At 70.7% G+C, this 23,303-nt stretch carries 21 protein-coding genes and 4 tRNA genes; 20 read left to right on the top strand and 5 right to left on the bottom strand.

Going from position 1 to position 23,303, the window contains the following annotated elements:
* The first annotated feature begins 35 nt into the window (after positions 1-35).
* From JT1_RS10850 to JT1_RS10840, 3 genes are all read left to right on the top strand, one after another.
* The gene (locus JT1_RS10850; protein ID WP_068326145.1) at positions 36-3,221 is read left to right on the top strand and encodes a carboxyl transferase domain-containing protein; all 3,186 of its coding nucleotides are present in this window, start codon (positions 36-38) and stop codon (positions 3,219-3,221) included.
* 15 nt (positions 3,222-3,236) lie between these two features.
* Complete coding sequence (locus JT1_RS10845; RefSeq protein WP_068326142.1) at positions 3,237-4,913, top strand: AMP-binding protein; 1,677 nt, start codon at positions 3,237-3,239, stop codon at positions 4,911-4,913.
* Positions 4,914-5,065: 152 nt separating this feature from the next.
* Complete coding sequence (locus tag JT1_RS10840) at positions 5,066-6,361, top strand: MFS transporter (RefSeq protein ID WP_255218311.1); 1,296 nt, start codon at positions 5,066-5,068, stop codon at positions 6,359-6,361.
* Between the two features lie 88 nt (positions 6,362-6,449).
* Here the strand turns inward: JT1_RS10840 and JT1_RS10835 are convergent, their stop codons facing one another.
* On the bottom strand, positions 6,450-6,944 hold the full coding sequence (locus JT1_RS10835) for a YajQ family cyclic di-GMP-binding protein (protein WP_068326134.1): 495 nt from the start codon (positions 6,942-6,944) through the stop codon (positions 6,450-6,452).
* 83 nt (positions 6,945-7,027) lie between these two features.
* Here JT1_RS10835 and JT1_RS10830 point away from each other — a divergent pair.
* The 9 genes from JT1_RS10830 to JT1_RS10790 all read left to right on the top strand — a co-directional run bounded on the left by JT1_RS10830 (position 7,028) and on the right by JT1_RS10790 (position 10,909).
* Positions 7,028-7,110, top strand: a tRNA-Tyr gene (locus tag JT1_RS10830).
* 70 nt (positions 7,111-7,180) lie between these two features.
* Positions 7,181-7,807: a DNA-3-methyladenine glycosylase I gene (locus JT1_RS10825; RefSeq protein ID WP_068329061.1), complete on the top strand. Its 627-nt coding sequence runs from the start codon at positions 7,181-7,183 to the stop codon at positions 7,805-7,807.
* Between the two features lies 1 nt (position 7,808).
* Positions 7,809-8,270, top strand: a complete 462-nt coding sequence (locus tag JT1_RS10820; protein WP_068326127.1) for an acyl-CoA thioesterase — start codon at positions 7,809-7,811, stop codon at positions 8,268-8,270.
* Between the two features lie 71 nt (positions 8,271-8,341).
* Positions 8,342-8,414: transfer RNA gene (locus JT1_RS10815), tRNA-Thr, on the top strand.
* Between the two features lie 37 nt (positions 8,415-8,451).
* Positions 8,452-8,525, top strand: a tRNA-Met gene (locus JT1_RS10810).
* Between the two features lie 171 nt (positions 8,526-8,696).
* Complete coding sequence (gene rpmG, locus JT1_RS10805) at positions 8,697-8,867, top strand: 50S ribosomal protein L33 (RefSeq protein ID WP_068326124.1); 171 nt, start codon at positions 8,697-8,699, stop codon at positions 8,865-8,867.
* Positions 8,868-8,961: 94 nt separating this feature from the next.
* Positions 8,962-9,408 (top strand): FAS1-like dehydratase domain-containing protein, encoded by a 447-nt coding sequence (locus tag JT1_RS10800; RefSeq protein ID WP_068326121.1) that lies wholly within the window; start codon positions 8,962-8,964, stop codon positions 9,406-9,408.
* A 2-nt stretch (positions 9,409-9,410) separates the two neighbouring features.
* Positions 9,411-9,836 (top strand): MaoC family dehydratase, encoded by a 426-nt coding sequence (locus JT1_RS10795; protein WP_068326119.1) that lies wholly within the window; start codon positions 9,411-9,413, stop codon positions 9,834-9,836.
* A complete protein-coding gene (locus tag JT1_RS10790) occupies positions 9,836-10,909 on the top strand; it encodes a UDP-N-acetylmuramate dehydrogenase (protein WP_068326117.1) in 1,074 nt (357 codons plus the stop codon). Before JT1_RS10795 ends, JT1_RS10790 begins: the two co-directional genes overlap by 1 nt.
* On the opposite strand, the gene JT1_RS10785 is transcribed toward JT1_RS10790, so the two are convergent.
* From JT1_RS10785 to JT1_RS10775, 3 genes are read right to left on the bottom strand one after another with little or no spacing between them, the layout of a single operon-like run.
* Complete coding sequence (locus JT1_RS10785) at positions 10,906-11,949, bottom strand: adenosine deaminase (RefSeq protein ID WP_068326115.1); 1,044 nt, start codon at positions 11,947-11,949, stop codon at positions 10,906-10,908. The genes JT1_RS10790 and JT1_RS10785 overlap by 4 nt on opposite strands.
* The gene (locus JT1_RS10780; RefSeq protein ID WP_068326113.1) at positions 11,946-12,449 is read right to left on the bottom strand and encodes a DUF5709 domain-containing protein; all 504 of its coding nucleotides are present in this window, start codon (positions 12,447-12,449) and stop codon (positions 11,946-11,948) included. The genes JT1_RS10785 and JT1_RS10780 overlap by 4 nt, the downstream gene beginning before the upstream one ends.
* 2 nt (positions 12,450-12,451) lie before the next feature.
* The gene (locus JT1_RS10775; protein ID WP_068326111.1) at positions 12,452-13,747 is read right to left on the bottom strand and encodes an aspartate aminotransferase type Ic; all 1,296 of its coding nucleotides are present in this window, start codon (positions 13,745-13,747) and stop codon (positions 12,452-12,454) included.
* 192 nt (positions 13,748-13,939) lie between these two features.
* Between JT1_RS10775 and JT1_RS10770 the strand changes: the two genes are divergently transcribed.
* From JT1_RS10770 to rplL, 7 genes are all read left to right on the top strand, one after another.
* A tRNA-Trp gene (locus tag JT1_RS10770) sits at positions 13,940-14,012 on the top strand.
* Positions 14,013-14,067: 55 nt separating this feature from the next.
* Positions 14,068-14,325, top strand: a complete 258-nt coding sequence (gene secE / locus JT1_RS10765; RefSeq protein ID WP_068326108.1) for a preprotein translocase subunit SecE — start codon at positions 14,068-14,070, stop codon at positions 14,323-14,325.
* Between the two features lie 72 nt (positions 14,326-14,397).
* Positions 14,398-15,312 (top strand): transcription termination/antitermination protein NusG, encoded by a 915-nt coding sequence (gene nusG, locus JT1_RS10760; RefSeq protein WP_068326105.1) that lies wholly within the window; start codon positions 14,398-14,400, stop codon positions 15,310-15,312.
* 90 nt (positions 15,313-15,402) lie between these two features.
* Positions 15,403-15,837 carry a 50S ribosomal protein L11 gene (gene rplK / locus JT1_RS10755; RefSeq protein ID WP_068326103.1) on the top strand — a complete coding sequence of 145 codons (435 nt, stop codon included), beginning with the start codon at positions 15,403-15,405 and terminating at the stop codon, positions 15,835-15,837.
* A 68-nt stretch (positions 15,838-15,905) separates the two neighbouring features.
* Positions 15,906-16,649, top strand: coding sequence for a 50S ribosomal protein L1 (gene rplA, locus JT1_RS10750; protein ID WP_068326100.1), 744 nt, complete (start codon positions 15,906-15,908; stop codon positions 16,647-16,649).
* A 278-nt stretch (positions 16,650-16,927) separates the two neighbouring features.
* Complete coding sequence (rplJ, locus tag JT1_RS10745) at positions 16,928-17,542, top strand: 50S ribosomal protein L10 (RefSeq protein WP_068326097.1); 615 nt, start codon at positions 16,928-16,930, stop codon at positions 17,540-17,542.
* Positions 17,543-17,614: 72 nt separating this feature from the next.
* Positions 17,615-18,007 (top strand): 50S ribosomal protein L7/L12, encoded by a 393-nt coding sequence (gene rplL / locus JT1_RS10740; protein WP_068326090.1) that lies wholly within the window; start codon positions 17,615-17,617, stop codon positions 18,005-18,007.
* A gap of 87 nt (positions 18,008-18,094) precedes the next feature.
* On the opposite strand, the gene JT1_RS10735 is transcribed toward rplL, so the two are convergent.
* Positions 18,095-19,477, bottom strand: coding sequence for a phospholipase D-like domain-containing protein (locus JT1_RS10735; RefSeq protein WP_255218310.1), 1,383 nt, complete (start codon positions 19,475-19,477; stop codon positions 18,095-18,097).
* Between the two features lie 257 nt (positions 19,478-19,734).
* Here JT1_RS10735 and rpoB point away from each other — a divergent pair, with 257 nt between their 5' ends.
* Entirely contained in the window at positions 19,735-23,217 is a 3,483-nt protein-coding gene (rpoB, locus tag JT1_RS10730) for a DNA-directed RNA polymerase subunit beta (protein WP_068326084.1), read from the top strand.
* The last annotated feature ends 86 nt before the right edge of the window (positions 23,218-23,303 follow it).

The raw sequence follows: 23,303 nt of genomic DNA, 5'->3' as shown, positions 1-23,303 counted from the left end.
TTCGCCCCACCCCGTCACGTCCCCGAGGAGCAGCCGTGCCCGTCTTCGTCGCCAACCGTGGCGAGATCGCCGTCCGGATCGTCCGAGCCGCCAGGGAGGCCGGTCTGGACGTCGTGGCGGCCGTGACCCGGGCGGAGGCCGACTCGCTGGCCGCCCGGCTCGCGACGGCGGTCCACGTGCTGCCGGGGGAGGGTGCGGCCGCCTACCTCGATGCGTCCTCCCTCGTCGCCGGGGCGATCGAGCACGGGTGCACGATGCTGCACCCGGGGTACGGCTTCCTCAGCGAGAGTCCGGCGCTCGCACGGGCGTGCGTCGAGGCCGGCGTGGTCTTCGTCGGGCCGGACGCCGAGCTGCTCGAGCTCTTCGGGGACAAGGGCAGCGCCCGGGCGGTGGCGGAGCAGGCCGGGGTCCCGGTCCTGCCCGCCACCCCCGTCGGCGTCACCGAGGCGCAGGCGGAGGCCTTCGCCCTGGCGCAGCGTCCCGCAGGCGTCATGGTCAAGGCGGCGGCGGGCGGCGGCGGCCGCGGCATGCGGGCGGTGCCGGCCGGCGAGCCCCTCGGCGAGGCCTGGGAGCGCGCGCGCTCCGAGGCGGAGCGCAGCTTCGGCTCCGGCGAGCTCTTCGTCGAGCTGTACGTCGAGCGGGCCCGGCACGTCGAGGTCCAGGTCGTGGCCGACGGCGAAGGGGGAGCCACCCACCTCGGCGAGCGGGACTGCACCCTGCAACGCCGCTTCCAGAAGGTCGTCGAGGTCGCGCCCGCACCGGCGCTGCCCGACGACGTCCGGGCGGACCTGCACGCCGCCGCCGTGCGGCTGGTCTCCGGCCGCGGCTACCGCGGGCTGGCCACGGTCGAGTTCCTGCTCGACGCCGACGACCCGAGCCGCTGGTGGTTCATCGAGGTCAACCCGCGTCTGCAGGTCGAGCACCCGGTGACCGAGATGGTCACGGGCGTCGACCTCGTGCTCGCCCAGCTGCGGCTGGCTGCGGGGGAGGGCCTCGCCGACCTCGGCCTGGCGACCCCACCGGCGGTCACCGGCGCCGCCGTCGAGCTGCGGGTCGCCGCAGAGCGCACCGGCAGCCACGGCGAGGCGCTGCCCGCCCACGGCGTCGTCTCCCGACTCGCCCTGCCGACCGGGCCCGGGGTGCGGGTGGACACGCACCTCGTCGAGGGGACCCGCGTCGACGGCTCCTTCGACTCGCTCGTCGCGAAGGTCGTCACCCACAGCCACAGCGGCCTGGCCGCGGCGCTCGGCAAGGCGCGACAGGCGGTCGCGGAGTGCACCGTCGACGGGGTCGAGACCAACCTGCCGCTCCTGCGCGAGGTCCTCGACCACGAGGACGTCGCCGCGTGGGACGTCACGACCCGGTGGTTCGACGAGACCGGCCCGATCCGTGCTCTCGACCGCCCGGACGTGAGCGACGGCGAGGTCCTCGCGGAGATGGCCGGCACCGTCGTCGCCGTCCTCGTCGAGCCCGGCCAGGAGGTCGCCGTCGGGACGCCCCTCGTCGTCGTCGAGGCGATGAAGATGGAGCACCTGGTGCCCGCCCCCGCCACCGGGACGGTCACCGCCGTCCGGGTCCGGGCCGGTGCGACGACCGCGGCCGGTGACCTCCTGGTGCGGCTGCTCCCTTCCTCCGACCAGTCGTCGACCGGCGCGCTCGACGAGGGACCCGACCTCGACGCCGAGCGGGCCGACCTGTCGAGGCTGCTCGAGCGCCGCGACCGGCGCCTGGACGCGGCTCGCCCCGAGGCGGTCGCCAAGCGCCATGCGCGCGGCCGACGCACGGCCCGGGAGAACATCGCCGACCTCGTCGAGGAGGGCAGCTTCATCGAGTACGGCGGTCTCGCCGTCGCGGCCCAGCGCGCGCGGCGCAGCGAGGAGGACCTCATCGCGAGCACCCCGGCCGACGGGATCGTCACGGGGATCGGTCGCATCGGCAGCACCCCCGCCGGAGACTCCCGCTGCGCGGTCCTGGCCTACGACTACACCGTGCTGGCTGGCACCCAGGGCTACCTCAACCACAAGAAGACCGACCGCCTCCTCGAGATCGCCGAGCAGCAGCGCCTGCCCGTCGTCCTCTTCGCCGAAGGGGGCGGGGGCCGTCCCGGGGACACCGACACCACGGTCGCCAGCGGTCTCGACGTGCCGACCTTCGCGACGATGGGCCGGCTCAGCGGGCTCGTCCCGACCATCGGCATCGCGGCCGGTCGCTGCTTCGCCGGCAATGCCGCGCTCCTCGGCTGCTGCGACGTCATCATCGCCACGCGTGACTCGACGATCGGCATGGGCGGTCCCGCGATGATCGAAGGGGGTGGCCTGGGCGTCTTCGCGCCCGAGGAGGTCGGCCCCATCGAGGTGCAGGGCGGCAACGGCGTCGTCGACGTGGTCGTCGACGACGAGGCGGAGGCGGTCGAGGTGGCCCAGCGCTACCTCGGCTACTTCCAGGGGGCGCGCGAGGAGTGGACCGCCGCCGACCAGCGGGCGCTGCGCCACGTCGTCCCGGAGAACAGGGTGCGCGCCTACGACATCCACGCCGCGATCCGCACCCTCGCCGACGAGGGCTCGGTCCTCGAGCTGCGCGCCGGCTTCGCCCCCGGCGTCGTCACCGCGCTCGTGCGCATCGAGGGTCGTCCCATGGGGCTGGTCGCCAACAACCCGCGCCACCTCGGCGGGGCGATCGACACCCCGGCCGCGGACAAGCTCGCGCGCTTCCTCCAGCTCTGCGACGCGCACGGGCTGCCCGTCGTCTCCCTCTGCGACACCCCGGGGTTCATGGTCGGGCCGGAGCACGAGCGCACCGCGACGGTGCGCCACTTCGCCCGCCTCTTCGTCATCGGGTCGCACCTGCGGGTGCCGATGGTGACGGTCGTCCTGCGCAAGGCCTACGGCCTGGGCGCGCAGGCGATGGCCGCGGGCAGCTTCCACCGCCCGGCGGCGACGCTGGCGTGGCCGACGGGTGAGGTCGGCGGCATGGGCCTCGAGGGTGCGGTCCGTCTGGGCTTCCGCCGCGAGCTCGAGGCGGTCGCGGACCCCACGGAGCGCCGGGCGCTGGAGCAGCGGCTTGTCGACGACCTCTACGAACGCGGCCGCGCGGTCAACTCTGCGGCGGTCGTCGAGCTCGACGACGTCATCGACCCGGTCGACACCCGCCGGTGGATCCGCACGGCGATGGCGTCCGTCGTCCCCGACGAGCGGCCGACCCGCTACGTCGACACCTGGTGACCCGAAGGAGCCCCCATGGACTACACGCAGCACCTGCAGGACCTGCGGCAGCGTCAGGAGCGGGTCCGTCCCGCCGGCACCCCCCGCGACGTCGTCCACCCGCTCGGTGACCTCACGGTCCCCGGGTACGTCGACGCGTGGGCGCAGCGGCAGCCGGAAGAGGCCGCGATCGTCCACGACGAGGTCGTCATGGACTACCGCGAGCTCGCCGACCGGCACGCGCGCTGGGCCGGCTGGTTGCGGGCGAAGGGGGTGGCCCCCGGCGAGCGGGTCGGCGTCCACCTGGGCAATGTCCCCGAGTTCGTCATCGCCTTCCTCGGCACGCTGCGGGCCGGGTGCGTGCACGTACCGGTGAACCCGATGTTCCAGCACGCCGAGCTCGTCCACGAGCTGCGCGACTCCGGGGCGAGCGTGGTCGTCACGAGCGCCGCACTCGCGGAGCGGCTCTGCGCGGCCGCCGCCGCGACCGACGTGCACACGGTGGTCGTCCTCGCCACCGGCGGGGACCCCCTTCCCGCCGTCGAGGGGCTCGAGGTCGTGCGCTGGAGCGACACCGAGGCGACGGCGCCGCTGCGCGAGGTGGCCGGGGACCTCGACGCCCTCGCGGCGCTCAACTACACCGGCGGCACGACCGGTCTGCCCAAGGGGTGCGAGCACACCCAGCGGCACATGGTCTACACGGCCGTGAGTGCCTCGGGGGCCAACGGCTTCGACGGGACACGGGTCGTCTCGCTGTGCTTCATCCCCGTCTTCTGGATCGCGGGGGAGGACCTGGGCATCCTCATCCCCCTCGTCACGGGCGGGACCACCGTGCTGCTGGAGCGCTGGGACGCCGCCACCGTCGTGGACCTCGTCGAGAGGTGCCGCGTGACGACGACCGCGGCCACCGTGGAGAGCTACCTCGACCTGCTGCGGGTGCCCGGCGTCGCCGAGCGCGACCTGTCCTGCTTCACCGCGCCGATGACGATGTCCTTCATCCGCAAGCTCACCCCGGAGGTGCGCCGGCAGTGGTCCGAGGTCGTCGGACCCGGCTCGGTCCTGCGCGAGGGCTCCTACGGCATGACGGAGAGCCACACCGTCGACGTCGTGCCGTACGGGTTCCACGAGGGCGACCACGACCTGCTCACCGAGCCGGTGTTCTGCGGGCTGCCCGTGCCGGGCACGGACGTCGTCGTCGTCGACCCCGCGACGGCGGAGCCGATGCCCCTCGGAGAGGCGGGGGAGATCCTCCTGCGCAGCCCCTCGATCATGACCGGATACTGGCGCAACCCGCAGGCGTCGGCGCAGCAGCTGCGGGACGGCTGGCTGCACACGGGCGACACCGGCTACCTCGACGACGACGGGTGCCTGCACTACCTCGCGCGCAGCAAGGACATGATCAAGGTCAACGGCATGAGCGTCTTCCCGGCCGAGGTCGAGATGCTGCTCGCCGGCCACCCCGACGTCGCCTCCGTCGCCGTGGTGCCGGCGGACGACGCGTCCACCGGGCAGCGGCCCGTGGCCTTCGTCAGCCTGGTCCCCGGGTCCTCCGTCACCGCGACCGGGGTGGAGGAGTGGGCTCGCGACCAGATGGCGACGTACAAGCTGCCGCTCGTCGAGGTCGTCGAGGCCTTCCCGCTCACCGACACGGGCAAGATCCGCAAGCCCGAGCTGCTGGGTCGCGCGCAGGACCTCGTCGCCGCCCTCGCCTGACCGTCACCGAGCAGTCGAGGCGACCCTTGACTCGAACTTGAATCCCGATTCAACATATACCTGAATCATCCTTCACCTACAGGAGATCACACATGACTTCACCGACAACGACGTCGGACCAGGTGCATGCGCGGGCCACGCGGAAGGCCTTCGTGCGTCTGGTGCCCCTGCTCATGGCCGCGTACTTCATGGCCTTCGTCGACCGCACCAACGTCGGCCTCGCCAAGACCTCCCTCGAGGTCGACGTCGGGATCGACGCCGCGGCGTACGGCCTGGGCGCCGGGCTGTTCTTCATCACCTATGCCGTCCTCGAGGTGCCGAGCAACCTGCTCCTGCACCGGATCGGGGCGAAGGTGTGGATCAGCCGCATCGCCGTCACCTGGGGCCTGATCACCATGGCGATGATGTTCATCTCCAGCCCGACGGTGTTCTACGTCCTGCGCCTGCTCCTCGGCGCCGCCGAGGCCGGTCTCTACCCGGGGATCATGTACCTCATCACGACCTGGTTCGCGCAGAAGGACCGCGCGACGGTCGTCGGCCTCATCCTCACCGCATCCTCGGTCGCCTTCATCGTGGCCAACCCCATCGGTGGCGCGCTGATGAAGCTGGACGGCCTGGGCGGCCTCCACGGCTGGCAGTGGCTCTTCGTGCTCGAGGGCATCCCCACCGTCCTGCTCGGCATCTACATCTTCTTCACCCTGCCCAGCTCGCCGGCCACGGCGAAGTGGCTCGAGCCCGAGGAGGCCCGGGAGCTCACCCGGCGGGCCGTCGGCGAGGAGCCGGAGGAGACGCGTCCGGGAGCGATCATCCGCAACGCGATGTCCAAGCCCTTCCTGCTGACCATCGCGGCGATCTACTTCATGAACCAGATCGCCACCTACGGCGTCATCTTCTTCGTCCCCTCGATCGTGGAGGCGATGAACGTCTCGGACAGCTTCATGATCGGGTTGATCTCCGGTGTCGTCGGTATCGGTGCCGTCATCGGCGTGCTCGTCGTGCCGCGGGTGCTCCGGCGCGACCCCGGCTCGGAGGTGCGGCTCATCGGCATCACCACCGCCGGCGCGATCGTCTTCGCCCTGATCTTCATCGCCGTCGGCAACCCGGTGGCCAAGATGATCGTCCTCAGCGCCACGATGCTCTTCATCGTCGGGGTGCAGCCGCTCTACTGGTCGGTCCTCATGGCCCGGCTCGGTGGGGTCGCGGCCGCGGCCGGGCTGGCCTTCGTCAACACGATCGGCCTGACCGGGGCCTTCGTCGGCCCGTACGCGTTCGGCCTGACCGAGAAGGCCACCGGCTCGCCCTCCTCGGGCCTGTGGGTCCTCGTCGGCGCGACGCTGCTCGGACTCCTGCTCGTCCCTCTCCTGGGACGTCTGCTGGGTCGCCACGACCGGGCGCACCCCGCCGTGGCGGAGCCGGCCACCGCGTCGATGGTGCCCGACCCCGTCTGACCGACGCGCCCCCGCACGCACCTGAACCCGCATTCCCCTAGGGCAATGCGGGTTCAGGTGCGTCCGCGCTGGCTGCGCGAAGGGGTGGTCAGCGGTAGTTCGTGAACTGCAGTGCGACGTCGAGGTCCTTGCCCTTCAGCAGCGCGATGACCTCCTGCAGCTCGTCGCGCGACTTGCCGGTGACCCGCAGCTCGTCGCCCTGGATCTGCGGCTTGATCCCCTTCGGGCCCTCGTCGCGGATGATCTTGGAGATCTTCTTCGCGTTGTCCTGGTCGATGCCCTCCTTGGTCGGGCCCGAGAGGACGTACTCCTTGCCCGAGGCCTGCGGGTCCTTGTCGCCGAAGTCGATGTTCTTCAGCGAGACCCCGCGGCGCACGAGCTTGGACTCGAAGACGTCGAGCACGGCGAGCACGCGCTCGGCGCTGTTGGCCTTGATGACGACGTTGTCGCCGCTCCACTCGATCGAGGCGCCCACACCCTTGAAGTCGTACCGCTGGGAGACCTCCTTGGCGGCCTGGTTGAGCGCGTTGTCGACCTCCTGGCGGTCGACCTTGCTCACGATGTCGAAGCTGCTGCTGGCCATGGGTCCTCGTCACTCCTTCGGCGGTGGATCTGCCCGGATTTGCGTCCTCGGGCGGTCAACTTGCTATCCTTCCAGACGCACACGGCAGGTTGTCCGAGCGGCCAATGGAAACGGACTGTAAATCCGTCGGGTTATCCCTACGAAGGTTCGAATCCTTCACCTGCCACCCACGTGCACGCAGGCCCCCGCGGAGCGATCCCGGGGGCCTGCGTCGTGCCCGTGGCAGCATGCTCGCCATGGACGTGGTCATCGGTGAGGACGGGCTCGCGCGGCCGGCGTGGGCGCAGGGGGGCGGAGCCCACGGCGAGCTCCTGCGGCGCTACTACGACACCGAGTGGGGCATGCCCGTGCGCGACGAGCGCGGGCTCTTCGAGCGGCTGAGCCTCGAGGCCTTCCAGTCCGGCCTGTCCTGGGCCACGATCCTGGCCAAGCGGGAGTCCTTCCGCGCGGCCTTCGCCGGTTTCGACCCGGACGTCGTCGCGACCTGGGGCGAAGGGGAGGTCGCCCACCTCATGCAGGACGCCGGGATCGTGCGCAACCGCGCGAAGATCGTGGCGACGATCCGCAACGCCGGCGCGACGGTCTCCCTTCGCGCGGACGGGGGCCTGGTCGACCTCGTCTGGTCCCACCGCCCCGAGCGCACCCCGATGCCGCGGACCTTCGCCGAGGTGCCGACGACCTCCGACGAGTCACGTGCCCTGGCCAAGGAGCTGAAGCGGCGGGGCTTCACCTTCGTCGGGCCGACGACGGCCTTCGCGCTCATGGAGGCCGTCGGCATCGTCGACACCCATCTGCTCGACAGCCACCGCCGCGGCACCTCCGGGCTGTGGCGGGCCGACGGGACGCCGGTGCAGGATGACTGACGTGAGCGACACCTTCGACCGCGCCCGATACCCGCACTGGGTCACGATCCCGACCCGCTGGAGCGACAACGACCAGTTCGGCCACGTCAACAACGCCGTGCACTACTCGGTGATGGACACGGCGATCAACGACTGGCTCAAGGCGCACGGCTTCGACGTCGCCGCGGGCGGGGACACGATCAACCTCATCCCCGAGACGGGCTGCCGCTACCTCGCGGAGATCTCCTACCCCGACGCCTTCGAGGTCGGCCTGCGCGCGCTGTCCGTCGGCCGCTCGAGCGTGCGCTGGGAGTGCGCGCTCGCCCGGTCGGGCGACGGCGAGCTCGTCGCCCTCGCGACGTCCGCGCACGTCTTCGTCGACGCGACGAGCCGGCGTCCGACGGCGGTCCCGCAGGTCCTCCGGCCCGCCCTGGAGGCGCTCGTCGGCGAGGCAGCGGCGCCGGTCGAACCCCCGATTTCATGACCACGGCCCCGGGCGTGTAATCTCTCCCGAGGTCGTCCACCGGATCGCTCCTCGAAGCACTCGGTGGTCCTGCCCCCTTAGCTCAGTCGGCAGAGCGTTTCCATGGTAAGGAAAAGGTCGTCGGTTCGATTCCGACAGGGGGCTCTGGTCCGGCCCGCGCGCAGCGCAGGTCGACCGCCAAGGCGGGGTAGCTCAGCTGGTTAGAGCGCACGACTCATAATCGTGAGGTCGCGGGATCGAGCCCCGCTCCCGCTACGCAGTACCACGGTAGGCAGCCACCACCGATTTCCGGTGCTGGTCGTCCGTGGACTATTCTTGTGCGTCGCCGTGTTGAGCCGTGTGGGTCAGCAGGCCCGCACCTCCCGCCCAGCGCAGACCGGCGCCAGGCGAGTACCACCCCGAAGTGTCTGAGAGCAGGTTCTTACCGTGGCCACCAAGAGCGCCGACGTCCGCCCCAAGATCACCCTGGCGTGCACGGAGTGCAAGGAGCGGAACTACATCACCAAGAAGAACCGCCGCAACACGCCCGACCGCATCGAGCTGGCGAAGTTCTGCAACCGGTGCCGCAAGCACACCCCGCACCGCGAGACCCGCTGAGGTCCTGCACCCGCGATCCTTGACGACGCGGCCGTCGAGCACCTGCTCGGCGGCCGCGTCGTCGTGCACGGGGCACCTGCCTAGACTGTCGGGCATGGCCGTGAACGAGGACTTCCAGGGTCGGACCTATGATCCGTCGCCCCCCTTCTGCGTCGGGCGGGAGCACATCCGCGACTTCGCGGCCGCGGTCGGAGCGACCGACCCGGTGCACCACGACCTCGAGGCCGCCCGCGCCGCTGGGTACCCCGACCTCGTCGCCCCGCCGACCTTCGCGGTCATCCCCGGCCAGCGCACGGACGCGCAGTTCGTCACCGACCCCGAGGCGGGCGTCGACTACTCCCGCGTCGTCCACGGCGAGCAGCGCTTCACCCACCACCGCCCGATCGTCGCCGGCGACGAGCTGCGCGGCGTGCTGCACATCGACGCGATCCGGGCGGCCGGTGGCCACCAGATGGTGACGATGCGCAGCGAGATCATCGATGCCGACGACGCACCGGTCGCGACGAGCCTGTCGACGATCGTCGTGCGGGGAGGGGAGTGAGCATGGGCGTGCGCCGCTTCGACGACGTGAGCGAAGGGGAGTCCCTCCCCTCCCGCACCCTGCCCGTGACCCGGGCCCAGCTCGTGCACTACGCGGGGGCCTCCGGCGACCGCAACGTCATCCACTGGGACGAGCGGACCGCGCAGGCCGTCGGCCTGCCCGACGTCATCGCCCACGGCATGTGGACGATGGGCGCGGCCGTCCAGGTCGTCACCGACTGGGTCGGGGACGCCGGCCGCGTCGTCGACTACGGCACCCGCTTCACCAAGCCGGTCGTCGTCCCGCACGGCGAGGGCACCAGCCTCGACGTCACGGGCGTTGTCCGCTCGCTCGACGCCGACGCGCGTCGGGCGACGGTCGAGCTGACCGTCACGTGCCGCGGCGACAAGGTGCTCGGCCGCTGCCGCGCCGTCGTCCAGCTCGACTGATGCCGGTGACGGAGCACGGCGCCCCGCTGGCGCCGCTCACGACCATGCACGTCGGCGGGCCGGCCGACATGCTGGTCACCGCCACGACGAGCGACGAGGTCGTCGAGGCCGTCCGCGCCGCCGACGACGCGGGGACGGCTCTCCTGCTCCTGTCCGGCGGGTCCAACCTCGTCATCGCCGACACGGGTTTCGCAGGCACCGTCGTGCGCATCGCCAGCCGCGGGATCGAGGTCGTCCCCGTCGACGACGCGCACGTCGACGTGACCGTCGCCGCCGGCGAGGTCTGGGACGAGGTCGTCGCCCGCGCCGTCGCCGAGGGCTGGTCCGGCATCGAGGCGCTCTCCGGCATCCCCGGCCTGACCGGGGCGACCCCGGTGCAGAACGTCGGCGCCTACGGCCAGGAGGTCGCCCAGACGATCACGAACGTGCTCGTCTGGGACCGCGACGAGCAGCGCCGCCAGACCTTCAGCGCCGCCGAGTGCGCGTTCACCTACCGCCATTCCGTCTTCAAGGCCACGAGCCGCTTCGTCGTCCTCGAGGTGACCTTCCGTCTCGGCCTCGGCGGGCTGTCCGCCCCCGTGGCCTACGCGGACCTCGCCCGCCAGCTCGGCGTCGAGCAGGGTGAGCGGGTCCCGCTGGCCGCGGCCCGCGACGCGGTCCTCGTCCAGCGCGGCAACCGCGGCATGGTCCTCGACGCGTCCGACCACGACACGTGGAGCTGCGGCTCCTTCTTCACCAACCCGATCCTGCCGAGCGCGCAGATGGACCAGCTCCGCGCGCGCGCCGCGCAGCGTCTCGGCCCGGACGGGCCGGTGCCGCCCGTCTTCCCTGCGGGGGAGGGGCGGGCCAAGACGAGCGCCGCGTGGCTCATCGACCGGGCGGGGTTCGGCAAGGGGCACGGCATGCCCGGCCCGGCCGCGCTCTCGACCAAGCACACGCTGGCGATCACCAACCGTGGCGAGGCCACCGCGGCCGATGTCGCCGCCCTCGCCCGCGAGGTGCGCGACGGGGTGCGCGAGGCCTTCGGCGTCACCCTCGTCAACGAGCCGGTCTTCGTCGGCCACGAGCTCTAGGCGGCCAGCCAGGCGTCGATGTCGTCGAGGGCACGGTCGACGACCTCTCGCGGCGCCCGGCTCGCCCGGAAGGAGCCGCGGGCGAGGTCGGCGAGCTCCGCGTCGTCGAGCCCGTGCACCCGGCGCGCGGTCTCGTACTGCGCCAACAGGCGCGAGTCGAAGAGGAGGGGGTCGTCGGCCCCCAGGGCGATGGTCGCGCCCGCGTCGACGAGCGCGCGCAGCGGCACGTCCTCGTGCTCGCGGTAGACGCCGAGCGAGACATTGGACCCGGGGCAGACCTCGAGCGCCACGCCCGCCGCGACGACGGCCTCGAGGACCCGGGGGTCCTCGGTGCTGCGGATCCCGTGGCCGAGGCGGTCGGGGCGCAGCGACTCCAGCGTCTGCGCGATCGACTCCGGGCCGAGCAGCTCGCCCGAGTGCGGCACCAGGGCCAGCCCGGCGCGGTCGGCGATGCGGAACGCCGGGGCGAAGTCGAGCGTGTCCCCCCTTCGCTCGTCGTTGGACAGGCCGAACCCGAGGACGCCCTCCGGCCCGCGCCCCGCGTACTGCGCCGCGAGACGGGCGAGCGTGCGGGCCTCGAGCGGATGGCGGATGCGGCTGGCCGCCATGAGCACGCCGACACGGGCCGACCCGGTCGCGTCGGCCGTCGTGTTCACGGAGCGCGCCTCGTCGAGAACGATCTCCATCGCCGGGGTGATGCCCCCGACGAAGGGGGCGTAGGACGTGGGGTCGACCTGGATCTCCAGCCAGCGCGAGCCCTCGGCCCCGTCGTCGAGCGCTGCCTCACGCACGATCCGCCGCATGTCCGCCTCGCCGCGCACGCAGTGGCGCGCCGCGTCGTACAGGCGCTGGAAGCGGAACCACCCGCGCTCGTCCGCCGCGGACAGGTGCGGCGGGTACTGCGAGCGAAGGGAGTCCGGCAGCCGCATGCCGTGGCCCACCGCCATGTCACGGACGGTCTCGACCCGCATCGAACCGGTGAAGTGCAGGTGGAGGTGCGCCTTGGGCAGGGCGCGGAGGTCGCGGCCGGAGGTGCTCAGTCGCGGGGCCCGTCACCGTCGATGATGTGCACCGCGGCCTCCTCGGCGGAGGCCGCGCCGCCGTCCACGCCGACGTCCCGGCCCCAGGCCTGGTCGTCGGTGTCCTCGTGGCTGCCCTCGTCCGGGCTCACCAGCCGACCGGCGCGGGCGTCGCCGACCTCCTGGTCGCCGAGCCAGTCGTCCTCGGCGGCGATCGCGTCCGGGTCGTCACCGCCGACGCGGTCGGCTCCGCGTCGACGGTCGTCATCGGTCACCGCGGCGAAGGGATCGGGCTCCTCCTGCTTCAGCCGCTCGTCGATCGTCTCGTCGACGGCCTGCTCCGCGGCGGTCACCCCGTGCGCGTAGGAGCCGCGCGCCGAGTCGGGAGGGGAGTAGCCCACGTCGAGCGCGTCCTCGTCCCCGGAGCCGGTGCCCATGAGGCTGTCCTCGGGCTGCAGCTGGTCTTCGTCGTCGAGGCTGTAGCTCGTGAGGTCGGTGTCGAGGTCCTCGCGCTCTGACATGGTCACTCCTTCGTTGCGCCCAGCTGCTCCGCCGCCGCGATCAGGACGCAGGTCGCGACCGTCTCCATGGCCTCGGTGAGCTCCGACATGGGCGGCATCGTCGGAGCCAGGCGGATGTTGGTGTCCTCGGGGTCCTCGCCGTGGGGGAAGGAGGCTCCGGCCGGCGTGAGGGACAGGCCGGCCTCCTTGGCCAGGGCGACGACCCGGGAGGCGGTGCCGGGGAGCACGTCGAGGTTGACGAAGTACCCCCCGGTCGGGGTGTTCCAGGTGGCCACCCCGAGGCCACCGAGGCGCTCGGAGAGCACCCGGTCGACCTCCGCGAACTTGGGGCCGATGATCTCGGCGTGCTTGCGCATGTGGGCTCGCACGCCCTCTGCGTCGCCGAAGAACTCGACGTGGCGCAGCTGGTTGACCTTGTCCGGGCCGATCGAGCCCTTGCCGAGGTGCTCGAGGTACCAGCGGACCTGCTCGACGGACGAGGCGAGGAAGGCGACGCCCGCGCCTGCCCAGGTGATCTTGGAGGTGGAGGCGAACATCACCGCGCGGTGCGGGTGCCCGGCGCCGGAGCACAGGGTGATGATGTCGGCGCTCTTGACCTCCTCCTGCGTGAGGTGGTGGACCGCGTACGCGTTGTCCCAGAAGATCTTGAAGTCGGGCGCGGCGGTCTCCATGCCGGCCAGGCGGCTGGCGACCTCCTGGCTCACGACCGCGCCGGTCGGGTTGGAGTAGGTCGGGACGACCCACATGCCCTTGATCGAGGGGTCGGACGCCGCCAGCCGGGCGACCTCGTCCGCGTCCGGGCCGTCCTCGCGCATCGGGACGGTGACCATCTTGATGCCGAGGTCCTCGAGGAGGGCGAAGTGGCGGTCGTACCCGGGCACCGGGCAGATGAAGGTGATCTCCTCCTCCCGGGCCCACGGGCGCGGGGAGTCGATCGCCCCGAAGAGGAGCAGGTCGACGAGCACATCGCGCATCATCGTCAGCGACGAGTTGCCGCCGGCGACGATCTGGTCGGTCTCGACCCACAGCAGCTCGGCGAAGATCTCCCGCAGCTCGGTCAGGCCCGCGAGCCCGCCGTAGTTGCGCACGTCGGTGCCCGCCCGGTCCGTGGTCGCCGAGGGGAGGGAGAGCATCGGGTCGGCGAGGTCGAGCTGCGCGGCGCTCGGCTTGCCGCGGGTGACGTCGAGCTTGGTGCCCTTGGCGGCCTGGGCGGCGTGCGCCGCGCGCTGGGTCGTCGCGAGGGCGTTGAGCTCCTCGGCGGAGAGGTCGGACAGGGGGCGGCTGCTCTGCTCGGTCACGCGCCCAGTGTTCCACCTCGCGCGCGCGTGGCGAAGGGAGGTCGCCCCGGCGTGTGCTCGGTTCGCGGTGTGCGCCCTGCGTGACGTAGAGTGGCCCCTCGGTTGACTTCGACCAGACTCTCCGGCGTGCCCGTATGCGTCGAGACGAAGGGGGAGTCGACCCGGGAGACCGGCCCCACCGCGGTCCCCCGAAGGGCAGTGGCTCAATTGGTAGAGCACCGGTCTCCAAAACCGGCGGTTGGGGGTTCGAGTCCCTCCTGCCCTGCGTTGCACGACACCCGTTGCGCAGCCATGTGTGAACCCGGACGAGAAGAGACGATGTGAGCCAGCTCGGAGCGCAGCCGACCAAGGCGCGGCGCGACCCGAAGGGTGGCAATCCCATCTCCCGCTTCTTCGGATCGATCGGCCTCTTCCTGGCCCAGGTCCTCGACGAGCTGCGCAAGGTCGTCCGGCCGACCCGGTCCGAGCTGATCAACTACACGCTCGTCGTCATCGTCTTCGTCGCGATCATGATGCTCATCGTGTCCGGTCTGGACGCGGTGTTCACGCGGGTCGTGCTCTGGGTGTTCGGCGGCTGACGCCGCCGCAGATGCCGCAGTCCGGGCGCACCACCGCGCCGTCGATCGAAGTGTGAAGTGAGGAAACAGGTCATGTCCGAGCAGGCCGGGACCCCCGAGCCCCAGGAGACCGAGACCGAGGGCACCTCGAGCATCGTCGCCGCCGAGCAGGCCGAGCGCGCTGCCCAGCCGCCGGCCGACCTCCCTTCGGCCCAGGACGTCGACGACGCCCGCGCCGCCGACGAGGCCCTCGAGGAGGCCGCCTCCGAGGAGGCCGCCTCCGAGGAGGCCGCCTCCGAGGAGGTTGAGGACGACGGAGCCGAGGCAGGCACCGCTGAGCACGACACCGCCGGCGTCGACGAGGACGGTGACGTGCTCCCCGAGGAGGCCGCCGACCCCGTGCAGGCCTTCAAGGACGACCTCGCCTCGAAGTTCGGTGACTGGTACGTCATCCACACCTATGCGGGCTACGAGAACCGTGTGAAGCACAACCTCGAGACGCGTGTCGCCAACCTCGACATGGAGGACTACATCTTCGAGGTGGCCGTCACGATCGACGAGGTCACCGAGATCAAGTCCGGCCAGAAGAAGGTGCGCAAGCAGCCGCGCATGCCCGGCTACGTCCTCGTGCGCATGGACCTGACGGACGAGTCCTGGGGCGCCGTCCGGCACACCCCGGGCGTCACCGGCTTCGTCGGCAACGCGCACGACCCCGTGCCGCTGAGCCTCGACGAGGTCTTCACCATGATCAAGCCCGCCGACCTCGACAAGCCCGCCGCGCCCAGCGCGGGCGGCGCCCCCTCCCACGACGGGCTCACCCCCGCCACCGCGGTGGACGTCGACTTCGAGATCGGCGAGTCGGTCACCGTCATGGACGGCCCCTTCGAGACCATGCCCGCGACGATCTCCGAGATCCTCCCGGAGAGCCAGAAGCTCAAGGTCCTCGTCTCCATCTTCGGCCGGGAGACCCCGGTCGAGCTCGGCTTCCACCAGGTCGCCAAGCTGTAAGGGACGTGCGGGAGCGACCTGCTCCCGTACGTCGTGCAACCGGGTCATCGCCCACGGCGTGGGCCCACAACACGAAAGCAGGAACACCGCATGCCTCCCAAGAAGAAGGTCTCCGGCTACATCAAGCTGCAGATCCAGGCGGGTGCCGCCACCCCGGCCCCGCCCGTCGGCCCGGCCCTCGGTCAGCACGGCGTCAACATCATGGAGTTCGTCAAGGCGTACAACGACGCCACGGCGGACATGCGCGGCAACGTCGTGCCGGTCGAGATCACGGTCTACGAAGACCGCTCCTTCACCTTCATCACGAAGACGCCGCCGGCCGCCGAGCTGATCAAGAAGGCCGCGGGCGTCAAGAAGGCCTCGGGCGAGCCGCACAAGGTCAAGGTCGCCTCCCTGACCGCCGACCAGGTCCGCGAGATCGCCGAGACCAAGATGCCCGACCTCAACGCCAACGACATCGACGCCGCGATGAAGATCATCGCCGGCACCGCCCGTCAGATGGGCATCGAGACCCCGGGCGTCTGACGCCCGACCCCGTGGGAGGGCCAGCGCTGGCCCGGACCACACCTCCACCACCATCCAAGGAGCAGCACATGAAGCGCAGCAAGAGCTACCGCGCCGCGGCCGAGAAGATCGACCGCGACGTCGCCTACGGCCCTCTCGAGGCGGTCCGCCTCGCCAAGGAGAGCGCCAAGACGTCCTACGACGAGACCGTCGAGGTCGTCTTCCGTCTCGGCATCGACCCGCGCAAGGCCGACCAGATGGTCCGCGGCACGGTCAACCTGCCGCACGGCACGGGCAAGACCGCCCGCGTCCTCGTCTTCGCCAACGGTGACAAGGCCGACGCCGCCCGCGAGGCCGGCGCCGACTACGTCGGGTCCGACGACATGCTCGAGAAGGTCCAGGGCGGCTGGATGGACTTCGACGCCGTCGTCGCCACCCCGGACCTCATGGGCAAGGTCGGTCGTCTCGGCAAGGTCCTCGGTCCCCGCGGCCTCATGCCGAACCCGAAGACCGGCACCGTCACGATGGACACGGCCAAGGCCGTGACCGACATCAAGGGCGGCAAGATCGAGTTCCGCAACGACAAGCACGCCAACCTGCACTTCATCATCGGCAAGGCGAGCTTCGACGAGACCAAGCTGGTGGAGAACTACCAGAGCGCGCTCGAGGAGATCCTGCGCCTCAAGCCCTCCGCCTCCAAGGGCCGCTACATCACCAAGGCCGTGCTCAGCACGACCATGGGCCCGGGCATCCTGATCGACAGCTCGCGGACCAAGAACCTGCTCGAGGAGGCCGCCCCGGTGGCCGCCGACGAGGTTCCCGCCGGCGAGTGATCCACTGCCCCGGCGAGAGCGAAGGGGGCCGCTTCCCGACAGGGGGGCGGCCCCCTTCGTCGTCGATTTGGCCGGTGCCCCGCCCTGCCGTACGCTGATCCACGACCATTGACCGTCGGTTGCCGCCCTCTGGGTGGCTGAAGGTTCCGCGAGAGCGGGCGACCCACGCAGGCCACCCGATTGCTGCACACCTCGGTGTGCGTGGAGTCCCGTGCCTGCGCCGGGGCTCCTTTTCTCGTTCCGGGCCCCGACGGCACCACACGAGAAGGGAGGCCCGCATGGCGACTGCCGAGAAGAACGCCGCCATCGCCGAGATGGCGGACAAGCTCCGCACCTCGAGCGCGGCGGTTCTCACGGAGTACCGCGGTCTGACCGTGGCCCAGCTCGCCGAGCTGCGCAACAACCTCCGTGGCAACGCCACCTACTCCGTGGTGAAGAACACGCTGGCCGAGCGCGCTGCCAAGGAGGCGGGCGTCGAGTCCGCCTTCGAGGGTCAGCTCGTCGGCCCGAACGCGATCGTCTTCGTCGAGGGTGACCCCGTCGAGGCGGCCAAGGGCCTGCGTGACTTCGCCAAGGACAACCCCCTCCTGGTGATCAAGGGTGGGCTCCTCGACGGGAACCCGCTCACGCCGGAGGACATCGAGAAGCTCGCGAAGCTTGAGTCGCGCGAGGTTCTCCTGGGCAAGCTTGCTGGGGCCATGAAGGCCAAGCTCACCCAGGCCGCATACCTCTTCAACGCGCCGCTGTCGCAGACCGCTCGGGTCGTCGACGCGCTGCGCGCGAAGGTGGAGGAGCAGGGTCCGGTCTCGACCGACGCTGCTGCGGACACCGAGGAGCCGGCTGCGGCCGACGCCTCCACCGAGACCACCCCCGAGGGTGGCGACGAGGCCTGAGGCATCCGCCTCGAGCCACAGCACATCCCCGCCACTCACGGCACAGACGTTTGACAAGAAAGGACGCCCATCATGGCGAAGCTCAGCACCGACGAGCTCCTTGAGGCCTTCAAGGAGATGACCCTCATCGAGCTCTCCGAGTTCGTGAAGCAGTTCGAGGAGACCTTCGAGGTCACCGCCGCCGCCCCGGTCGCCGTCGCGGGTGCCGCCCCGGCCGCCGCCGGTGGCGACGCTGGTGCCGAGGCCGAGGAGCAGGACGAGTTCGACGTCATCCTCACCGCGGCCGGCGACAAGAAGATCCAGGTCATCAAGGAGGTCCGCGCGCTCACGAGCCTCGGCCTCAAGGAGGCCAAGGACCTCGTCGACGGCGCCCCCAAGCCCGTCCTGGAGAAGGTCGACAAGGATGCCGCCGAGAAGGCCAAGGAGGCCCTCGAGGGCGCCGGCGCCTCCGTCGAGCTCAAGTGATCTCGGCCCGTCACTGACGGGCACTGATCTGCGCGAAGGGCGGGTCGCACCTCACGGTGCGGCCCGCCCTTCGCGCTGCTCCGGCGCCTACAGCAGCGGACGCCAGGGGGAGAGGACGCCCTCGGAGACCCGGGCGATGAGCGGCCTGCGGACCCACTCGGCGAGCGTGAGCTCGGTGCAGTTGCCCGAGTCCAGCTCGAAGATCTCCTCCATCCGCCGGGCGACGTCGGCGTCGAGGATCTCCATGTTGACCTCGTAGTTGCCGGCGAGGCTCAGCCGGTCGATGTTGGCGGTGCCGATCGTCGACCAGATCCCGTCGATGGTCGCGGTCTTGGCGTGCACCATCGCGTTCTCGAAGCGCAGCAGCCGCACCCCGCCCCGCAGCAGGCGCTCGTAGGTGACCCGGCTCAGCCAGTCGGCGACGATGTGGTTGCTGAAGTGCGGGACGATCACGCGCACGTCGACCCCGCGCCCGGCCGCCTGCACGAGGCTGCGGACGAAGGCGTCGTCGGGGATGAGGTAGGCGGTCGTGAGCCAGACCCGCGTGTCGGCGCGGTCGATCGCCTCGAGGTACATGTTGCGGATCGGGTAGACCATGTCGGTCGGCAGGTTGCGGTGGACCCGCATCTCCCGGCTCCACGTGCGGCGGGCCGGCTGGGGGAGCGGGGGCCTGCCGTCGTAGTTGTTCCAGTAGTCGACGAAGGCGTTCTCGAGCTCGACGACCATGTCGCCCGAGAAGCGGGCGTGCGTGTCGCGCCAGCGGTTGGCGTAGTCCTGACCGATGTTGTAGCCGCCGACGTAGGCGGCGGTCCGGTCGACCACGAGCAGCTTGCGGTGGTTGCGGCCCCAGTGGCTGGGGAAGAAGAACTTCGCGCCCCCGGTCATGAGCGGGTGGCGCTTGACGTGGATGCCCTCGGGCAGGTCCCTGTAGAACGCTGGTGGGACGACGAGGTTGGCGAAGGCGTCGAAGACGACGTAGACCTCGACGCCCCGCGCGTGGGCGTCGACCAGCGCCTGGCGGAAGCGGCGCCCGACGGCGTCGTCCTTCCAGATGTAGGTCTCGAAGAGGACACGGGTGCTCGCCGCCTCGATGTCCGCCAGCATGTCCTCGAAGAGGTTCTCCCCGAAGGTGTAGATGCGCACCTCACCGCCGTCGACGGGCACCGGGTCACCGTGGCGGTGGGGGAACTCGTGGTCGGGGCGGTCCTTGCGCCGGGCGCTGTCGAAGACGAGCAGGCCTGCGACAGTGGCGACCTGGGTGCCCAGGGTGGCCAGCGCGGCCCGTCGGACGACGCGCCGCACGTGCTGGCGCCGGCGACGTCGGCGAGTGGCGCGGAGCTCCATGGGCCCCACCCTAGGGCGAGGCCGAAGGGGGTGCCCCCCGCCCTCGTCCGCGGCGCGCCGCGGGTCGGCGCTGCGCGACCCGCCGGGACGAGTCTTGACGTCGCTCCCTTCGTCGTCCATCCTCATGGCGTCGAATGATTCGGTCGCCCCGCCACCGCGGGTGTGTGGCCGATGACCACCGTCGCGCCGTCGGCTCGCTCGGGTTGGACACACGTGTGTTGATGCGTCTATGCTGTCGCTTTGCGCTGACTTGTTCCTGTCGTGCTGTCGTCGGGTCGCTCCAATCCCCTCACCGCTGAGGTGTGTCGAGCCCCTGGCGGGACGCGCGCACAGGATGCCCGAGCGCGCCGCCCGACTCTCAAGGCCCGTGGAAGGATCCATCCTTGGCTGCCTCGCGCACCGCTTCCCCGATGTCCACCGCACGGACGGCCAGTGGCCGTCTGTCCTTCGCCAAGATCCGCGAGCCCCTCGAGGTCCCCGACCTCCTGGCACTGCAGACCGAGAGCTTTGACTGGCTCCTCGGCAACGAAAAGTGGCAGGAGCGCGTCGCGGAGGCCCTCGACGCCGGCCGTCGTGACGTCCCGGAGCACCCGGGTCTGGAGGAGATCTTCGAGGAGATCTCCCCGATCGAGGACTTCTCCGGCTCGATGAGCCTCTCCTTCCGGGAGAGCCGCTTCGAGGAGCCGAAGTACTCCGTCGACGAGTGCAAGGAGCGCGACCAGACCTACTCCGCGCCCCTCTTCGTCACCGCCGAGTTCATGAACGCCGAGACCGGGGAGATCAAGAGCCAGACGGTCTTCATGGGCGACTTCCCGCTCATGACCGAGCGCGGCACCTTCATCATCAACGGCACCGAGCGCGTCGTCGTCTCGCAGCTCGTGCGCAGCCCCGGCGTCTACTTCGAGCGCACGGCCGACAAGACGTCCGACAAGGACATCTACTCGTCCAAGATCATCCCGAGCCGTGGTGCCTGGCTCGAGTTCGAGGTCGACAAGCGCGACATGGTCGGCGTGCGCGTCGACCGCAAGCGCAAGCAGTCCGTCACGGTCCTGCTCAAGGCCCTCGGCATGACCTCCGCCGAGATCCTCGAGGAGTTCGGTGACTATGAGTCCATGCGCGCCACCCTCGAGAAGGACACGGTCGAGGACCAGGACGCCGCGCTGCTCGACATCTACCGCAAGCTGCGCCCCGGCGAGCCGCCGACCCGTGAGGCCGCGCAGAACCTGCTCGACAACCTGTACTTCAACCCCAAGCGCTACGACCTGGCCAAGGTCGGTCGCTACAAGGTCAACCGCAAGCTCGGTCTCGAGGCCGAGCTGCGCTCCTCCGTGCTCACGCTCGAGGACATCGTCGCGACGCTCAAGTACCTCGTCGCGCTGCACGCCGACCAGGCGACCCTGCCGGGCACGCGTGACGGCGAGGCCATCGAGGTCCCCGTCGAGACCGACGACATCGACCACTTCGGCAACCGTCGCGTCCGCAGCGTCGGGGAGCTGATCCAGAACCAGGTCCGTACCGGTCTCTCCCGCATGGAGCGCGTCGTCCGCGAGCGCATGACCACGCAGGACGTCGAGGCCATCACGCCGCAGACCCTGATCAACATCCGGCCGGTCGTCGCCTCCATCAAGGAGTTCTTCGGCACCAGCCAGCTGTCGCAGTTCATGGACCAGAACAACCCGCTGTCGGGTCTGACGCACAAGCGTCGCCTGAACGCGCTGGGCCCGGGCGGTATCTCCCGTGACCGCGCGCAGATGGAGGTCCGTGACGTCCACCCGTCGCACTACGGCCGCATGTGCCCGATCGAGACCCCTGAGGGTCCCAACATCGGTCTGATCGGCTCGCTCGCCAGCTACGGGCGGATCAACGCCTTCGGCTTCATCGAGACCCCCTACCGCAAGGTCGTCGGCGGCCGCGTCACGGACGAGATCGTCTACATCTCCGCGGACGAGGAGGACAAGGTCGTCGTCGCGCAGGCCAACGCGGTGCTGCTCGACGACGGCAACTTCGCCGAGGAGCGGGTGCTCGCGCGCACCAAGGGTGGCGAGGTCGACCAGATCCCGGCCGAGGACGTCGACTTCATGGACGTCTCGCCGCGGCAGATGGTCTCCGCCGCCACCGCGATGATCCCCTTCCTCGAGCACGACGACGCCAACCGCGCGCTCATGGGTGCCAACATGCAGCGTCAGGCCGTGCCGCTCGTGCAGTCCGAGGCCCCCTACGTGGGCACCGGCATGGAGCACCGCGCCGCGCTCGACTCCGGTGACGTGGTCCGCGCGCTCAAGGCCGGCGTCGTCACGGAGGTCTCCGCGGACCTCGTGACGGTCACGCAGGACGAGGGTGGTTCGCACACCTACAAGATGATGAAGTTCTCCCGGTCCAACCAGGGCAACAGCTACAACCAGCGCGTCATGGTCACCGAGGGTGACCGCGTCGAGGCCGGCCAGCTGATCGCCGACGGTCCGGCGACCGACGGTGGGGAGATGGCCCTGGGCCGCAACCTCCTCGTCGCCTTCATGCCGTGGGAGGGCTACAACTACGAGGACGCGATCATCCTCAGCCAGCGTCTGGTGCAGGACGACGTCCTCTCCTCGATCCACATCGAGGAGCACGAGGTCGACGCCCGTGACACCAAGCTCGGCCCGGAGGAGATCACCCGGGACATCCCCAACGTCTCCGAGGACGTCCTCGCCGACCTGGACGAGCGCGGCATCATCCGCATCGGTGCCGAGGTCCGCGACGGCGACCTGCTCGTCGGCAAGGTCACGCCCAAGGGCGAGACCGAGCTGACCCCGGAAGAGCGCCTGCTGCGCGCCATCTTCGGCGAGAAGGCCCGTGAGGTCCGCGACACGTCGATGAAGGTCCCGCACGGCGAGACCGGCACGGTCATCGCGGTCAAGGTCTTCGACAAGGACGAGGGCGACGAGCTGCCCCCGGGCGTCAACCAGCTCGTCCGCGTCTACGTGGCCAACAAGCGCAAGATCACCGACGGTGACAAGCTCGCCGGCCGCCACGGCAACAAGGGCGTCATCTCCAAGATCCTCCCGGTCGAGGACATGCCCTTCCTCGAGGACGGCACGCCGGTCGACGTCGTGCTCAACCCGCTCGGTGTCCCCGGTCGCATGAACATCGGGCAGATCATGGAGCTGCACCTCGGGTGGGCCGCCAGCCGCGGCTGGGACATCGAGGGCTCGCCCGAGTGGGCCCAGATGATCCCCGAGGACGCGCGCCAGGCCCCGGCCGACACGCGTGTCGCCAGCCCCGTCTTCGACGGTGCCCGCGAGGAGGAGATCGCCGGTCTGCTCGACTCGACGACCCCGACCCGCGACGGTGTTCGCTTGATCGACAGCAGCGGCAAGGCGCAGCTCTTCGACGGCCGCACCGGCGACCCCTACCCGGCCCCGACCTCCGTCGGGTACATGTACATCCTCAAGCTGCACCACCTCGTGGACGACAAGATCCACGCGCGCAGCACGGGGCCGTACTCGATGATCACCCAGCAGCCGCTCGGTGGTAAGGCCCAGTTCGGCGGCCAGCGCTTCGGCGAGATGGAGGTGTGGGCCCTCGAGGCCTACGGCGCCTCCTACGCGCTCCAGGAGCTGCTGACGATCAAGTCCGACGACGTCACCGGTCGCGTCAAGGTCTACGAGGCCATCGTCAAGGGCGACAACATCCCGGAACCCGGTATCCCGGAGTCCTTCAAGGTGCTCATCAAGGAGATGCAGAGCCTCTGCCTCAACGTGGAGGTCCTCAACTCTGAGGGCGGCACCATCGAGATGCGCGACAACGAGGACGACGTCTTCCGCGCGGCCGAGGAGCTCGGCATCGACCTGTCCCGGCGCGAGCCGAGCAGCGTCGAGGAGGTCTGACCCTCCGGGGGGTCCACGGCCCAGCGGGCCATGGACCCCCCGGACCCCCTCGACAGCCCGCACGGTCACCCTCACGGTGACCCAGG

The sequence above is a fragment of the Janibacter terrae NBRC 107853 genome (assembly GCF_001591405.1).
In the GTDB taxonomy this organism is placed as follows: domain Bacteria; phylum Actinomycetota; class Actinomycetes; order Actinomycetales; family Dermatophilaceae; genus Janibacter; species Janibacter terrae.
The sequence above is the reverse complement of the archived record's forward strand: the minus strand, read 5'-3'. Positions and strand labels throughout refer to the sequence as shown.

Bases quoted from the DNA above. Each gene is read 5' to 3' on its own strand.
- JT1_RS10795 (WP_068326119.1), top strand. From the start codon at position 9,411: ATGGGCGTGCGCCGCTTCGACGACGTGAGCGAAGGGGAGTCCCTCCCC.
- JT1_RS10835 (WP_068326134.1), bottom strand. From the start codon at position 6,944: ATGGCCAGCAGCAGCTTCGACATCGTGAGCAAGGTCGACCGCCAGGAG.
- JT1_RS10825 (WP_068329061.1), top strand. From the start codon at position 7,181: ATGGACGTGGTCATCGGTGAGGACGGGCTCGCGCGGCCGGCGTGGGCG.
- nusG (WP_068326105.1), top strand. From the start codon at position 14,398: ATGTCCGAGCAGGCCGGGACCCCCGAGCCCCAGGAGACCGAGACCGAG.
- rplJ (WP_068326097.1), top strand. From the start codon at position 16,928: ATGGCGACTGCCGAGAAGAACGCCGCCATCGCCGAGATGGCGGACAAG.
- JT1_RS10790 (WP_068326117.1), top strand. From the start codon at position 9,836: ATGCCGGTGACGGAGCACGGCGCCCCGCTGGCGCCGCTCACGACCATG.
- rplA (WP_068326100.1), top strand. From the start codon at position 15,906: ATGAAGCGCAGCAAGAGCTACCGCGCCGCGGCCGAGAAGATCGACCGC.
- JT1_RS10735 (WP_255218310.1), bottom strand. From the start codon at position 19,477: ATGAGGATGGACGACGAAGGGAGCGACGTCAAGACTCGTCCCGGCGGG.
- rplK (WP_068326103.1), top strand. From the start codon at position 15,403: ATGCCTCCCAAGAAGAAGGTCTCCGGCTACATCAAGCTGCAGATCCAG.
- JT1_RS10845 (WP_068326142.1), top strand. From the start codon at position 3,237: ATGGACTACACGCAGCACCTGCAGGACCTGCGGCAGCGTCAGGAGCGG.
- rplL (WP_068326090.1), top strand. From the start codon at position 17,615: ATGGCGAAGCTCAGCACCGACGAGCTCCTTGAGGCCTTCAAGGAGATG.
- JT1_RS10780 (WP_068326113.1), bottom strand. From the start codon at position 12,449: ATGTCAGAGCGCGAGGACCTCGACACCGACCTCACGAGCTACAGCCTC.
- JT1_RS10800 (WP_068326121.1), top strand. From the start codon at position 8,962: ATGGCCGTGAACGAGGACTTCCAGGGTCGGACCTATGATCCGTCGCCC.